This window comes from Bosea sp. 685, assembly GCF_031884435.1.
Classification (GTDB): domain Bacteria; phylum Pseudomonadota; class Alphaproteobacteria; order Rhizobiales; family Beijerinckiaceae; genus Allobosea.
The window spans coordinates 3198076-3212295 of record NZ_CP134779.1; the positions used below are offsets into that span (position 1 = coordinate 3198076).

At 65.7% G+C, this 14220-nt stretch carries 11 protein-coding genes; 10 read left to right on the plus strand and 1 reads right to left on the minus strand.

Annotated features, from left to right (window positions below; genetic code table 11):
* The first annotated feature begins 81 nt into the window (after positions 1–81).
* The 9 genes from RMR04_RS16370 (at position 82) to RMR04_RS16410 (ending at position 11436) form a co-directional block, all read left to right on the plus strand.
* Positions 82–1260 (plus strand): M24 family metallopeptidase, encoded by a 1179-nt coding sequence (locus RMR04_RS16370; RefSeq protein WP_311915668.1) that lies wholly within the window; start codon positions 82–84, stop codon positions 1258–1260.
* An 11-nt stretch (positions 1261–1271) separates the two neighbouring features.
* The gene (locus RMR04_RS16375) at positions 1272–2828 is read left to right on the plus strand and encodes an ABC transporter substrate-binding protein (RefSeq protein ID WP_311915669.1); all 1557 of its coding nucleotides are present in this window, start codon (positions 1272–1274) and stop codon (positions 2826–2828) included.
* 7 nt (positions 2829–2835) lie between these two features.
* On the plus strand, positions 2836–3786 hold the full coding sequence (locus RMR04_RS16380; protein WP_311915670.1) for an ABC transporter permease: 951 nt from the start codon (positions 2836–2838) through the stop codon (positions 3784–3786).
* On the plus strand, positions 3779–4597 hold the full coding sequence (locus RMR04_RS16385) for an ABC transporter permease (RefSeq protein ID WP_311915671.1): 819 nt from the start codon (positions 3779–3781) through the stop codon (positions 4595–4597). Before RMR04_RS16380 ends, RMR04_RS16385 begins: the two co-directional genes overlap by 8 nt.
* Positions 4598–4619: 22 nt before the next feature.
* The gene (locus RMR04_RS16390; protein WP_410492267.1) at positions 4620–6257 is read left to right on the plus strand and encodes a dipeptide ABC transporter ATP-binding protein; all 1638 of its coding nucleotides are present in this window, start codon (positions 4620–4622) and stop codon (positions 6255–6257) included.
* A gap of 29 nt (positions 6258–6286) precedes the next feature.
* Positions 6287–7486, plus strand: a complete 1200-nt coding sequence (locus RMR04_RS16395; RefSeq protein ID WP_311915673.1) for a M24 family metallopeptidase — start codon at positions 6287–6289, stop codon at positions 7484–7486.
* A gap of 201 nt (positions 7487–7687) precedes the next feature.
* Positions 7688–8437 (plus strand): gluconate 2-dehydrogenase subunit 3 family protein, encoded by a 750-nt coding sequence (locus RMR04_RS16400; protein WP_311915674.1) that lies wholly within the window; start codon positions 7688–7690, stop codon positions 8435–8437.
* A gap of 3 nt (positions 8438–8440) precedes the next feature.
* Positions 8441–10207, plus strand: coding sequence for a GMC family oxidoreductase (locus RMR04_RS16405; protein ID WP_311915675.1), 1767 nt, complete (start codon positions 8441–8443; stop codon positions 10205–10207).
* A gap of 2 nt (positions 10208–10209) precedes the next feature.
* Positions 10210–11436, plus strand: a complete 1227-nt coding sequence (locus RMR04_RS16410) for a cytochrome c (RefSeq protein WP_311915677.1) — start codon at positions 10210–10212, stop codon at positions 11434–11436.
* A gap of 194 nt (positions 11437–11630) precedes the next feature.
* Here RMR04_RS16410 and RMR04_RS16415 read toward each other — a convergent pair whose 3' ends face one another.
* Positions 11631–12695 carry an LLM class flavin-dependent oxidoreductase gene (locus tag RMR04_RS16415; RefSeq protein WP_311915678.1) on the minus strand — a complete coding sequence of 355 codons (1065 nt, stop codon included), beginning with the start codon at positions 12693–12695 and terminating at the stop codon, positions 11631–11633.
* A 185-nt stretch (positions 12696–12880) separates the two neighbouring features.
* On the opposite strand from RMR04_RS16415, the gene hmgA reads away from it, so the two are divergent.
* The gene (hmgA, locus tag RMR04_RS16420; protein WP_311915680.1) at positions 12881–14194 is read left to right on the plus strand and encodes a homogentisate 1,2-dioxygenase; all 1314 of its coding nucleotides are present in this window, start codon (positions 12881–12883) and stop codon (positions 14192–14194) included.
* Positions 14195–14220: the final 26 nt, after the last annotated feature.

Genomic DNA, 14220 nt, shown 5'->3' on the forward strand with positions numbered 1-14220 from the left:
GACGAGTGGTATACCACCTCGTAGCGTGACTGCAAGCAAGCTTCGTCTGGGATCCCTGACTATCTTGCGGCGGAGACGGATATGGCTTTTACCGGCGCCCCCACCTTGCCTTTTTCGCGTGAGGAACACCTCGAGCGCCAGGGCCGCCTGCGGCAGACGCTGAAGGCACGCGGCTTCGACGCCATGCTCGTCTTCGCCCAGGAGAGCCATTACTGGCTGACCGGCTACGACACCGGCGGCTCGGTCTTCTTCCAGTGCTCGGTGGTGACGGCGGATGAGCGCCCCATCGTCTTGTTGACGCGCCGCCCCGACCTGCTCCAGGCGCGCCAGACCTCGACAATGGAGGACATCCGGATCTGGTGGGACGCCGAGGACGCCAATCCGGCACGCGATCTCAAGGGCATCCTCGAAGAGCTTGGGCTCAAGGGCGCCAACATCGCCGTCGAGCTCAACACCCATGGCCTGACCGGCTGGAATCTCTGGCGGCTGCAGAAGACGCTCGACGGCTTCTGCAGGCTCGACAATGACGACCACCTGATCCGCAAATTGCGCCTGGTGAAGTCGCCGGCCGAGATCGACTACATGCGCCAGGCCGGCAAGCTGCTCGACACATCGTTGCAGGTGGTGATCGACACGGCCAAGCCCGGCGTGATGGATTCCTCGCTGACGGCGGCCTATCTCAAGGTCGTGCTCGAAGGTGGCGGCGACATGCCGCCCAATGCGCCCTTGTTCAATTCGGGCCAGCGCGCGGTCTATGGCCGCGGCGTCTCCATGCCGCGCCGGCTGGAGGCGATCGACCAGATCATCGTCGAGTATCCGGTCGCCTATCGCCGCTATTGCTGCAAGACCGAGTGGACGATCCTGATGGGCCGCGCCAGCGACCAGCAGAAGCACATGTACGAGACGGCGCGGACCACGATGGACCGGATGACCGAGATCGCGCGGCCCGGCACCACCCTGGGCGAGATTTTCGACGTCCATGCCGACGGCCTCGACAAGGGCGGTTTCGCGGCGCACCGTTTCGGCGCGACCGGCTACTCAGTCGGCTGCACCTGGGCGCCGACCAGCATGGACGTGCCGCCGATGATCTATTCCGGCAACCCGACCATCTGCGAACCCGGCATGACGCTGTTCTACCACGTCATGATCGGCGACAGCGACACCGGCTACGCCATGGGCGTCGGCCATACGCTGCTCGTCACCGAGGGCGCACCTGAGATCCTGACCGGCCTGCCCGACGCTCTCACCGAAGTCCTCTGAGGGGAAGACCCATGACGCAGCTTCCGATCACACGCCGCAGCGCTCTCGCGGGCCTCGCCGCAGCGACCGCCCTGCCCGAGCTCTCCCTCGCGCAAGGCGCTCCCAAGAGCGGCGGCACGCCCAAGAGCGGCGGCACGCTGAAGATCAGCCATCCGACCCGCGTCGCCTCGCTGAACGTGCTGCAGATCTCCGGCCCGGCCGAATATCTCGCCGTCGACATGCTCTATTCCGGCCTGACCCGGATGGGCCCCGACATGCGCGCGCAACCCGATCTCGCGCTCGAATGGAGCGCTGACGCCGATGCGAAGAGCTTCGTCTTCAAGCTCAGGCCGAACGTCACCTTCCATGACGGCAAGCCTTTCACCGCCGAGGACGTCGTCGCCACGATCAAGACGATCCAGGACCCCAAGAGCGCCTCGCCCGCCCGCACGGTGCTGAGCATGATCAGCGACGTCGCGGCGGTCGATCCGCTGACGGTGAAGTTCACGCTCACCTCCTCTTATGCCGACCTGCCGATCTCGCTCGCCCATGCCAATGCGCGCATCGTCTCGGCCGAGACGCTGAAAGGCCCACTGACCGCGCTCGACACCAAGGCCAACGGCACCGGCCCGTTCAAGCAGGAGAGCTTCGACAGCGCCCGCTTGCTGAAGCTGGTGAAGAACCCGGCCTATCATCAGCCCGGCAAGCCCTATCTCGACGCGGTCGAGATGCATCTCTTCCCCGATCTCGCGGCCGAGACGCAGAACTACCTTTCGGGGGCGGTCGACGCGATGCTCGAGGTGCAGCAGGCCGATTTCAAGCGCATCTCGACGGCGCCCGGCAGCGTCGGCGTGCGCACGCCGTCGGGGCGCTTCGTCAATGTCGTGATGCGGCAGGACCAGAAGCCCTTCGACGATGTCCGCGTCCGCCGGGCGATGGCGATGGCGGTCGACCGGCCGACGCTGGTCGACATCATCCTGGAAGGCTATGGCCGGCCTGCCGGCGACAATGTGATCTCGCCGGGCTATCGCTACCTGCTCGAGACCACGGCGCCGAAATACGACCCCACTGCGGCCAAAAAGCTGCTCGCGGAAGCCGGCTATCCGAATGGGCTCAAGATCCCGCTGATCTGCTCGAACCGCCCGGCGATCCGCTCGCAGGTCGGCATCGCGATCAAGGAAATGGCCAAGCCCGCCGGCTTCGACATCGACGTGCAAACCATGCCGCACGACACCTATCTCGCCAATGTCTGGATGAAGGGGCAGTTCTATATCGGCTATTGGGGCATGCAATCGACCGAGGACCAGGCCTTTACCCTGCTGTTCACGACCGACGCCGCCTTCGCCGACACCGCCTGGAACAGCAAGGAATTCGACGCACTCGTCGCCAAGGGCCGCGCCACGATCGACGACGCCGAGCGGCGCAAGATCTATGCGGAGGCCCAGGCGCTGATGGTGCGCGACGTGCCCAGCGTCATCCCCTTCTTCCAGGATGTGCTGACGGCCAACCGCTCCTATGTGAAGAACTGGGTCGGCCACCCGCTCGCGCGCTATTTCTTCGTCGAGAACGTCTGGCTCGACAAGGCGTGATGCAGCCATGAGCGCGGCGTATCTTCTCAGACGGCTCGCCGCGATCCTCATCGTTCTGCTGATCGTCTCGCTGACCGTGTTCTCGATCACGCAGATCCTGCCCGGCAATGCGGCGGTGATGATCCTGGGCGAATACGCCACGCCCGCGCAATTGCAGGCGCTGGAGCTGAAACTCGGCCTCGATCAGCCCTGGTATATCCAGTACTGGCGCTGGTTCTCCGGCATGCTGAGCGGCGACTGGGGCGTCTCGATGCGCTTGTCGCAACCGGTCGCGGCGTTGATCGGCGAAGCGTTCTGGCGCTCGGCGGCGCTTGCCCTGGCCTCGCTTGCGACCGTGACCCTGATCGCCATTCCGCTCGGCATTCTGGCGGCGCTGAAGCGCGGCACGATCGTCGATCTCGTCATCGGCCTCTTCGCCTATATCGGGACAGCGGTGCCTGAATTCGTCACGGCGACCCTGCTCCTGGTTTTCCTGGCCGGCCCTGATCGCGGTTTCCTCCCCGCCGGCGGCTTTGCGCCGTTTTCAGAAGGTATCGGCGCGGCCCTGTCGCATGTCGTCCTGCCGGCCGCGACGCTCTCGCTGATCCTGACCGCGCATATCGCCCGGCAGGTGCGCAGCGAGATGTCCGAGGTTCTGTCGAGCGACTATATCCGCGCCGCGCGCTTGAAGGGTCTCTCAGAGCGCTCCGTCGTGCTGCGCCATGCGCTGCGCAACGCGATGGCGCCGGCGGTCGCGGTGATTTCGCTCGATATCGGCTATCTGCTCGGCGGCATTCTCGTGGTCGAGGAAGTCTTCGCCTGGCCGGGGCTGGGGCGGCTCATCATCTATGCGCTGCAGAACCGCGACCTGCCGGTGATCCAGGCGGCGACGCTCGTGCTCGCCTTCACCTATGCGCTCTCCAACCTCGTCTCCGATATCGTCATCGCCAGGCTCGACCCGCGGGTGCGTTATGCGTGACCTGCTGCGACATCCGACGGGGCTCACCGGCGCCGTGCTTCTGGCGCTGATCGCCGTGATGACGATCTTCGGTCCGCTGATCGCTCCCTATGACCCGCAGCAATTCCACCCGCTGTCGCGGCTCCAGGGGCCCTCGGTCGAATACTGGCTCGGCACCGACCAGTTCGGCCGCGACATCCTCTCGCGCATTCTCAACGGCGCCCGCTCGACCATCCTGTTCGGGCTCGGCGCGACCATGGCCGGCGTTGCGGCCGGCGGCGCGATCGGCCTGATCGCGGGCGCGATCGGGGGCGCTGTCGACAGCCTGATCATGCGCCTGCTCGACGGGCTGCTCGCCGTGCCGGACCTGCTCTTCACCTTGCTGATCGTCACGGTGCTGGGCGGCGGCTCGGGCCACGCCATGCTCGCTGTCGCCATCGCCTTCATGCCCGGCCTGGCGCGCATCGCGCGCAGCACGGTGCTCTCAGTGCGCACCCGCGAATTCGTGCTGGCGGCGCAGGCGCGCGGCGAAACCCCCGCCTATGTCATCGCCTGCGAGATCATGCCCAACACCATCGCCCCGATCATCGTCGAAGCGACGATCCGGGTTTCCTTCGCGATCATGCTAGGGGCGACGCTGGGCTTCCTCGGGCTCGGCGCTCAGCCACCCTCGACCGAATGGGGCCTGATGATCGCCGAGGCGCGGCAATACATGTTCCGCAATCCGATCTGCGTTGCGGCGCCCGGCGTCGCCATCGCGCTCGCGGCGCTCGGCTTCAACCTGCTGGGAGACGCCTTGCGCGATCTCACTGACCCGCGCGGGCAGCGGTGATAGCGTGACGCAGAACACAGCCATGACCTCGGCGCGCCCCGACACCCGCCCTGCCCTGGAGGCGCGCGGTTATTCGCTGGCCTATGAGACGCGGGGCGGCCTGGTCCAGGCGCTGAAATCCATCGACATCAGCATTCCGCGCGGCAAGACGCTCGGCCTCGTCGGCGAGTCCGGTTCCGGCAAGACCTCGCTCGCCTGGGCGATCATGCGCTACCTGCCGCGCAATGCGCGCGAACTCGGCGGCGACCTGCTGCTGGCGGGCGAGAGCCTGCGCGCCACCACAAAAAGCCAGATCGCCGATATTCGCGGGGCGCGCATCGGCATGGTGTTCCAGGATCCGAGCACCTCGTTGAACCCGACGCTGACGCTCGGCGAACAGCTTGCCGAGACCCTGATCCGCCACCGCAAGATGAGCAAGGCGCAGGCCTTCAGCGAAAGCGAGGCTTTGCTCGCGCGCACCGGCATCACCCGTCCGGCTGCGATGATGAAGCGCTATCCGCACGAGGCCTCGGGCGGCGAGAAGCAGCGCGTCGTGATCGCGACCGCCTTCGCCTGCGACCCCGAATGCATCCTGTTCGACGAGCCGACGACGGCGCTGGACACCATCACCTCACGCCAGATCCTCGACATCTTCCAGAGGCTTCAGGAGGATACCGGGGTCGCCGCGCTCTATATCTCGCATGACCTCGCGCTGGTCTCGCGCATCGCCCACGACGTGGCGGTGATCCATCGCGGCGAGATCGTCGAGCGCGGCGCGACCGCGACGCTCTTCCGCAATCCGCAGCACGATTACACCCGCGCGCTGATCGCCGCCGCACCGCGCCCCGACATCAGGCTCTCCGGTCCGGCACCGGACACTGCCGCCCCGATCGTGCTTGCGACGCAAGACCTGACCGTGCGCTATGGCGGCCGCTCCCTGCTGCAAAAGCTGATGGGGCGTGGCGAGGCCGCCGTCGAAGGCGCGCGCAAGATCGATCTCGATGTCCGCGAGGGCGAGATCCTTGGCATCGTCGGCGAATCCGGTTCCGGCAAATCGACCATCGCGCGGGCCATCGCCGGCATCGCCGATTTCAACGGTACGATCACCTTTGACGACCATGTCGTCCAGGAACGCGGCGCGATCAGCCGCAGCTATCGCCGCGCGGCGCAAATCATCTTCCAGAACCCGGATGCCTCCCTCAACCCGCGTCAGCGCGTCGGCGAGATCATCGCACGCCCCTTGAAGCTCTATGGCCTCGCCAAGGGCAGCGGCATCGAGGCGCGCGTCGCGGAGTTGCTGGCGCAGGTCAGGCTGCCGGCCGATTTCGCCGGGCGTTATCCGCATCAGTTGTCGGGTGGCGAGAAGCAGCGCGTCGCGATCGCGCGCGCCTTCGCGGCCAGGCCGAAACTGGTGATCTGCGACGAGATTACCTCCTCGCTCGATGTCTCCGTGCAGGCCGCCGTGGCGCGCCTGCTCGTCGATCTCCAGGCGGAATCGAAGGCCTCATGCCTGTTCATCACGCATGATCTCAACCTCGTGCGCCAGCTCGCCCACCGCATCGCCGTGGTCTATCGCGGCGACCTCGTCGATCTGTTCGAGGCTGCCGATTTCGATGCGCAGAAGCGCCATCCCTATACGCGCGCTCTGCTCGAGGCGATGCCGCCTCCTATCCACCCTTGAGACAGGACACGGCGATGCAAGACACGGTGATGAAAGAGATCTCCGCCACCACCGGCAGCGGCCGGGCCATCACCTTGCGCTTCGAGAAGGCCGAGCACGATGCCAGGCTCGCCGCCACGCGCGCGGAGCTGAAGCGGCGCAACCTCTCGGCGCTGCTCGTCTTCGCGCAGGAGAGCCACTACTATCTCACCGGCTTCGACACGGCCGGCTATGTCTTCTTCCAGGTCGGGATCATCACCGCCGACGAGCGTCCCACGGTCCTGCTGACCCGCCGGCCCGATCTGCGCCAGGCCCAGGTCGCCTCGCTCTATGACGATGTCAGGATCTGGCTCAACGCCGAGGGCGCGCGGCCGGCCTTCGAGATGAAGGCGATCCTGGAAGAGCTCGGCCTGAAGGGTTCGCGCATCGGCGTCGAATTCGCGACCTATGGCCTGACCGGCGCCAATAGCCGCGAGGTCGAGGCGGCGCTCAGCGGCTTCGCCGAAATCGCCGATGGCTCCGACATCGTGCGCCGGCAGCGTCTGGTCAAATCCTCGGCGGAACTCTCCTATATCCGCCGCGCCGGCGAGCTCGCCGACGCAGCCGTGCTCGCCATGGCCGGAAAGGCAAGGCCCGGCGTGCTCGACAGCGTGCCGACGGCGGCCGGCGTCGCGGCGATGCTGGAGGGCGGTGGCGACATGCCCGCCGGCGGCCCGTTGGTGAATTCCGGTCCACGCGCGCTCTACGGCCGCGGCGTCGCCGGGCCGCGTATGCTGGAGGAGACCGACCAGCTCATGATCGAGCTCGGCGCCTCCTATTGCCGCTACAATGTCTGCATCGAGCATACTCTGGTGCTGGGCCCGCTCGACCCGCGCCAGCAGGCGCAGCACGAGGTCGCCTGCGAGGCGATGCGGCAGGTGCTCGACGCCGCGCGCCCCGGCCGGGAACTCGGCACGCTCGACGACATCCACCGCAAGGTGCTCGACGAGGCCGGCTTCGGCCTGGAGCGCTTCTCGGCCTGTGGCTATGCACTCGGCTGCACCTATCGCCCGACCTGGATGGACGTGCCGCCGATGATCTATTCCGGCAACCCGCTGGTGATGGAGAAAGACATGGTCTTCTTCGTCCACATCATGATCCCCGATACGCGCACGGGGCTCGCAGCCGGCGTCGGCCAGACCTTCGCCCTACGCGAGAACGGCCCACCCGAGGTCTTCAGCACGATCCCGCTCGCGCTGCTGCAGGGGTGAAGCCGGAAGGCTCTCTGCTGGCCGCACCGGCTTGCAGCCGGCGAACGTCATCGCGGCCATATCGAGAGAGCTAAAAGGTTCCATGCGTCACACGCATGGCAAGTTCTTTCATTAGCGCTCTCATTGCAATTGGTCTCAGTGCAAACTGGCCCCGCACTCAGCCATCGAGATGTTCGGCTGCAAGTGGAAGGCAGGCTCACCATGCGCTCACCTGGAATAGCCCAGCCGAACCGCAGACAGTTCCTGTCCTCGACGGCGATAGCCCTGCTGCTTGGCTCGACGGGGCGCGGCCTTGGCGAGACGATCGCGGGCAGCCCACCCTGGAAGCCTTTCGACGCCAGCCCGCCGCAGACTCTGGGCTCGGGCACTTGGTATTTCCTGACGCCCGACGAGGTCCGGACGGTGGGCGCGATCACCGAGCGCCTGATCCCGGCGGACGAATTGAGCATCAGCGGCAAGGATGCCGGCTGCGTCGAATTCATCGACCGCCAGCTCGCCGGCAGCTACGGCTCCTCCGAGCGGCTCTATATGAAGGGGCCGTTCCAGCCCGGCACGCCCGAACAGGGCGACCAGTTCCCGCTCGATCCGCGCCAGCGCTACCGGCGGGGGCTCGCCGGCCTCCAGGCGCATTGCCGCGAGACCTATCAGAGGGCCTTCGCCGATCTGCCGCCCGAGCAGCGCGACCAGGTCCTGACCCAACTCCAGACAGGTGCGATCACGCTGAAGGATGTCGACGCCAAGGCCTTCTTCGCGCTCCTCCTGCAGAACACCATGGAAGGCTTCTTCGCCGACCCGATCTATGGCGGCAACAAGGAGATGGTGTCGTGGAGGATGCTCGGCTTCCCGGGCGCGCGCTACGATTACCGCGACTACATCGACAAGCATAACCAGAAGCTCGATTTGCCCCCGCTCAGCATTGCCGGGCGGTCCGAATGGCGCGTGAAGGATTGAGCCATGGCCACGAAACTTCCCTCGACGGATGTGGTCATTGTCGGCCTCGGCTGGGCCGGATCGATCATCGCCAATGAACTGACCGACCAGGGGCTTTCGGTCGTCGCCTTCGAGCGCGGCCCCTGGCGCGAAACGGCGCGCGATTTCAACATCGCATCGGCTCCCGACGAGCTGCGCTACAGCCAGCGCCAGGAGCTGATGCTCGAGACCGCGCAGAACACCGTCACGGCCCGCAACAACCCATCCCAGACGGCGCTGCCGATGCGCAGCTGGGGCTCGTTCCACCCCGGCAATGGCACGGGCGGCGCCGGCAACCACTGGGCCGGCATCACCTTCAGGTTCCAGCCTCAGGAGTTCCGGCTCAAATCCTATCTCACCGAGAAATACGGCGAGGGCGCCATCCCGAGCGAGCTCGTCCTGCAGGATTGGGGCACGGACTGGAGCGAGATGGAGCCGTTCTATACAGCCTTCGACCGGCTCGCCGGGCTCTCCGGCCGGGCCGGCAACCTCAAGGGCCAGATCCGCGAGGGCGGCAACCCGTTCGAGGGGCCGCGCTCTGAAGAGTATCCGACCGGCCCGATGCGCCAGCCCTATGGGCCGACCCTGTTCGCCCAGGCCGCGAAGGATCTCGGCTACAAGCCCTTCCCGGTGCCCTCGGCGCTGATCTCCGAGGCCTATACGAACTCGCTCGGCATCACGATGGGGCCGTGCACCTTCTGCGGCTTCTGCACCAATTACGGCTGCGCCAACTATTCCAAGGCGAGCGCGATCACCACCGTCCTGCCGGTGCTGACACGAAAATCCAATTTCCGGGCGCAGACCAATTCCGAGGTGCTGCGGGTCACGCTCGACGCCACCGGCAAGCGCGCCACCGGCATCGTCTATATCGATACCTCCGGCAAGGAATGGGAGCAGCCGGCCGATCTCGTCATCGTCACCGCCTTCACTTTCGAGAATGTGCGCCTGATGCTGCTCTCGGGCGTCGGCACACCCTATGACCCCGAAACCCAGACGGGCACGACCGGGCGCAACTACGCCTACCAGACAGCCAACAGCGTCCAGCTCTTCTTCGACGACAAGAACTTCAACCCCTTCATCGGTGCGGGCGCGCTCGGCATGGGGATCGACGATTTCAACAACGACAATTTCGACCATTCCGGCCTGGGCTTCTTCGGCGGCGGCAGCATCCGCGTCACGCCGATCGGCGCAGCCCCGATCGGCTATCGGCCGACGCCGCCCGGCACGCCGCTCTGGGGCTCGGAATGGAAGCGCCAGACCGTCAAGAACTACCTCAGCTCCATGTCGATCGGCTGCGAGGCGTCGAGCTACACGACGCGCACCAACTACCTCTCGCTCGACCCGACCTATACCGACCGGCTCGGGCGGCCGCTGCTGCGCATCACCTTCGACTTCTCGCAGAACGACCTGAAGATGTCGCAATACTGCACCGACAAGGTCGCCGGCATCGCCAAGGCGATGAACCCGCGCCAGCAGGTTGCCCATCCCATGACCGGGCACTGGAACACCGGCCCCTACCAGTCCTCGCATGTCGTCGGCGGCTTCGTCATGGGCGCTGATCCCAAGACCAGCGCGGTCAACAAATACCTGCAGAGCTGGGACGTGCCCAACCTCTTCGTGGTCGGCGCCTCGGCCTTCCCGCAGAACCCCGGCTACAACCCGACAGGAACCGTCGGCGCGCTCGCCTTCAAGGCGGCCGACGCCATCCGCAGGCTCTATCTCAAGAACCCCGGCCCCTTGGTGAGCGCATGAGAATGCCCGTTCCCAAACGGCTCGGCGGAGCCGCGTTTGCCGCCTTCATGACCGCCGCCATCCCCGCGAGCGCCCAGGTCACCGGCGACGCCGCTTTCTCGCAGGTCGAAAAGGGGCGCTATCTTGCGAGCTTGGGCGACTGCGCCGCCTGCCATGCAACGTCTTTCGCCGGCGGCGTCGTGCTGCAGACGCCCTTCGGCAATCTCGTCGCCCCCAACATCACGCCCGATCCCGAGACCGGCGTCGGCCGTTTGTCGCTCCAGGACTTCCAGAGCGTGATGTCGAAGGGCATCGGCAAGGGCGGCTATCACCTTTACGGCGCCATGCCCTTCACCGCCTACACCAAGGTGACGGCGCAGGATAACGCGGCGATCTGGGCCTATCTGCAGACGCTGGAGCCGGTGAAGAACAAGATCGAGTCAAACCAGCTGCCGTTTCCGTTCAACATCCGCGCCAGCCTGATCGGCTGGAACCTGCTCAACTTCACGCAAGGCGAATTCAAGCCCGATCCGGCGAAATCGCCCGACTGGAACCGCGGCGCCTATATCGTCGAGGGGCTGGGCCATTGCGGCACCTGCCACACGCCCAAGAACCTGATCGGCGGCGACAAGAACAGCCAGTTCCTCGAAGGCGCGACGCTGCAGGGCTGGTTCGCGCCCAACATCACCGCCGACCCGCATAAGGGCATCGGTGCCTGGAGCGAGGACGAGATCGTCCAGTATCTGAAGACCGGCGCCAATCGCTTCGACATCGCGTCCGGCCCCATGGCCGAGGTGGTCGAGAAATCCTCGCAGCATTGGAGCGAGGCCGATCTGAAGGCCGTGGCGATCTATCTCAAGGCCGGCCGCAACGGCGAGGCCAAGGCGCCAGCGCCATTGCCCGCCAGCGACAAGCTGATGACCGCCGGACGAGCGGTCTTCGCTGATCGCTGCATGGGCTGCCATGTCTCGACCGGAGCAGGCGTGCCCAACCTGTTCCCGCGCCTGGCGCAAGCGCCGCTGGTGAATTCGGACGACCCGACGACCTTGATCCGCGTCGTCCTCGCCGGAAGCCGGGCCGGCACCACGAGAGCCGCATCGACGGGACCGGCCATGCCCTCCTTTGCCTGGAACCTCAGCGACCAGGACGTCGCCGCCGTCCTCACCTATGTCCGCAACAGCTGGGGCAACGCCGCAACACCCGTCACCGCAAAGGATGTCGCAGCATTGAGGACAAGCCTGCAGCCCTGACGAGGACAGGTCGCTGCCATCACCTGCGCCGTCATTCCGGACAAGCCGCGTCAGCGGCGGAGATCCGGAATCCATCGGAGGCCACCGAACTCTACGATGGATTCCGGGTCTGCGCTTCGCTGCGCCCGGAATGACGGCGCGTGGATGGTCAAGACAGAGCCACTAATATCAGCGGGGCATTTCAGGCCAGGCTCTCAGGATGAGGGCTGGAGTTTCCAGCCAGGCTCTCCGTCCAGGAATTCCCGCACCAGCGGCATGACCTTCATGCCGTAGAGTTCGATGCTGCGCATCAGCCGGTCATGGGGCAAGGAGCCGGCGCTGTATTTCAGCTGGAAGCGCGAAACGCCGAGCGCTTTCACCGTGTTCGCGATCTTCCGCGCCACGGTCTCGGGACTCCCCACATAAAGCGAGCCGCGATCGGCCTCCTGATCGAATTCGGCGCGATTCATCGGGCCCCAGCCACGCTCGGCACCGATCCGGTCCCGCATGCGCTTGAAGTCCGGCCAGAGCTCTTCCCGCGCCTGCGCGTCGCTGTCGGCGACATAGCCGGGCGAGTGTACGCCGATGGGCTGGACCGGCCGGCCCATCTGGCTGAAGGCGCGGTTGTAGAGCTCGACATAGGGTTTGAAGCGCAAGGGGTCGCCGCCGATGATCGCCAGCATCATCGGCAATTCGTATCGGGCCGCGCGAACCACGGATTCGGGGCTGCCGCCGACGCCGACCCAGGTCTTCAGGGTTCCCGTCTCGATCGGCGGAAAAACCCGCTGGTCGGTGAGCGAGGCGCGCGTGGTCCCGCTCCACGTCACCGCCTTCCCTGTGATGAGCTCGGCGAATAGATCGAGCTTCTCCTCGAACAGCGTCTGGTACTGGTCGAGTTCGAAGCCGAACAGCGGAAAGGACTCGGTGAAGGAGCCGCGTCCCAGGATGATTTCGGCACGCCCCTTCGCCACGGCGTCGAGTGTCGCGAAGCGCTGGAAGACCCGGACCGGGTCATCGGAAGAGAGCACGGTCACGGCGGAGCCGAGCTTGATCCGGCTGGTGCGCGCGGCGATCGCCGCGAGAACCATCTCAGGCGAGGAGACCGCGAAATCCTCGCGATGATGCTCGCCGACGCCGAAGAAATCGACGCCGACCTCGTCGGCCAGGACGCCTTCCGCGACGACATTACGAATGACCGCCGCATGGGACAGCAGGGCGCCGTCTGGCCCCGTTGTCACGTCGCCGAAGGTATCGAGGCCAAATTCGAGGGCCGGTGTCATAGCGTCATCCTTCCGCGGCGCGTTCAGTCATCCCGCGACGTGGCGCGGCCATGGCCCTAGCTAGTCACGCATGCCTTGCCGCGCCAGCAGCCTCCCGCTCTAACTCTTGATGAGAGGCGGATTCAGATTTCAGATGGGATCATTGTGTGGTCCCATCTGACATCATCCGGCCCGAGGAGATGACGATGAGCGATGGATACATGTCCGGCTTCGGCAACAGCTTCGAGACCGAGGCCCTGCCCCATGCCCTGCCGGTCGGCCGCAATTCGCCGCAGCGCGCCAATTACGGGCTCTATGCCGAACAGCTCAGCGGTTCCGCCTTCACCGCCCCGCGCGTCAACAATGAGCGCTCCTGGCTCTACCGCATCCGCCCGAGTGTGAAGCATTCCGGCCGCTACAAGAAGATCGACAAGGGCGCGATCCGCTCCGCGCCGAATGCCGGTGAGTCCGAGCTCCCTATCGGCCAGTTGCGCTGGGGGCCGGTGCCGATCCCCGATGGCGAGCGCGACTTCATCAGCGGGCTCTTCACGATCACGACGGCCGGCGATGTCGAGGCGCAAAGCGGCATGGCAGCCCATCTGCTGCTGGCGAACCGCTCGATGCGCGACAGCTATTTCTTCAATGCCGATGGCGAGTTCCTGATCGTCGCGCAGGAAGGCAGCCTGCGCTTCCATACCGAATTCGGCGTCATCGCAATTGAGCCCGGCGAGGTCTGCATCATCCCGCGCGGCGTGATCTTCCGCTGCGAACTCGGAGGCGCTACTGCGCGCGCCTATGTCTGCGAGAATTATGGCGGTGTCTTCACCCTGCCCAATCGCGGCCCGATCGGTGCCAACTGTCTCGCCAATGCGCGCGACTTCCTCACCCCCGTCGCAAGCTATGAGGACAAGGAAACGCCCAGCCACCTGACCGTGAAATGGTGCGGCGAACTCTACCGCACCGAGATCGGCCAATCGCCGCTCGACGTCGTCGCCTGGCACGGCAATTACGCGCCCTATAAATATGACCTGCGCCGCTATTCGCCGGTCGGTGCGATCTCCTTCGACCACCCCGACCCGTCGATCTTCACCGTCATGACCTCGCCCAGCGAAAGCGAGGGCACCGCCAATATCGACTTCGTCATCTTCCCCGAGCGCTGGGCGGTGGCGGAGAACACCTTCCGCCCGCCCTGGTACCACCGCAACATCATGTCGGAGTTCATGGGGTTGATCTACGGCGTCTATGACGCCAAGCCCGAAGGCTTCACGCCCGGCGGCTTCAGCCTGCACAACATGATGCTGCCGCACGGCCCCGACGCCAGCGCCTTCGAGCATGCCAGCACCGGCGAGCAGAAGCCGGTCAAGCTCACCAACACGCTGGCCTTCATGTTCGAGAGCCGTTTCCCGCAGAAGCTGACGAAGTTCGCCTCCGAGCTTGCGACCTTGCAGAGCAACTACATCGATTGCTGGGACGGGCTGAAGAAGCGTTTCGACCCGACGAAGATCACGCCGGATTGGTGAGGATCGGCACGCTGCCACCTGCCCTA

Bases quoted from the DNA above. Each gene is read 5' to 3' on its own strand.
- RMR04_RS16415 (WP_311915678.1), bottom strand. From the start codon at position 12,695: ATGACACCGGCCCTCGAATTTGGCCTCGATACCTTCGGCGACGTGACA.
- RMR04_RS16375 (WP_311915669.1), top strand. From the start codon at position 1,272: ATGACGCAGCTTCCGATCACACGCCGCAGCGCTCTCGCGGGCCTCGCC.
- RMR04_RS16405 (WP_311915675.1), top strand. From the start codon at position 8,441: ATGGCCACGAAACTTCCCTCGACGGATGTGGTCATTGTCGGCCTCGGC.
- RMR04_RS16390 (WP_410492267.1), top strand. From the start codon at position 4,620: ATGACCTCGGCGCGCCCCGACACCCGCCCTGCCCTGGAGGCGCGCGGT.
- RMR04_RS16400 (WP_311915674.1), top strand. From the start codon at position 7,688: ATGCGCTCACCTGGAATAGCCCAGCCGAACCGCAGACAGTTCCTGTCC.
- hmgA (WP_311915680.1), top strand. From the start codon at position 12,881: ATGAGCGATGGATACATGTCCGGCTTCGGCAACAGCTTCGAGACCGAG.
- RMR04_RS16395 (WP_311915673.1), top strand. From the start codon at position 6,287: ATGAAAGAGATCTCCGCCACCACCGGCAGCGGCCGGGCCATCACCTTG.
- RMR04_RS16410 (WP_311915677.1), top strand. From the start codon at position 10,210: ATGCCCGTTCCCAAACGGCTCGGCGGAGCCGCGTTTGCCGCCTTCATG.
- RMR04_RS16385 (WP_311915671.1), top strand. From the start codon at position 3,779: ATGCGTGACCTGCTGCGACATCCGACGGGGCTCACCGGCGCCGTGCTT.
- RMR04_RS16380 (WP_311915670.1), top strand. From the start codon at position 2,836: ATGAGCGCGGCGTATCTTCTCAGACGGCTCGCCGCGATCCTCATCGTT.
- RMR04_RS16370 (WP_311915668.1), top strand. From the start codon at position 82: ATGGCTTTTACCGGCGCCCCCACCTTGCCTTTTTCGCGTGAGGAACAC.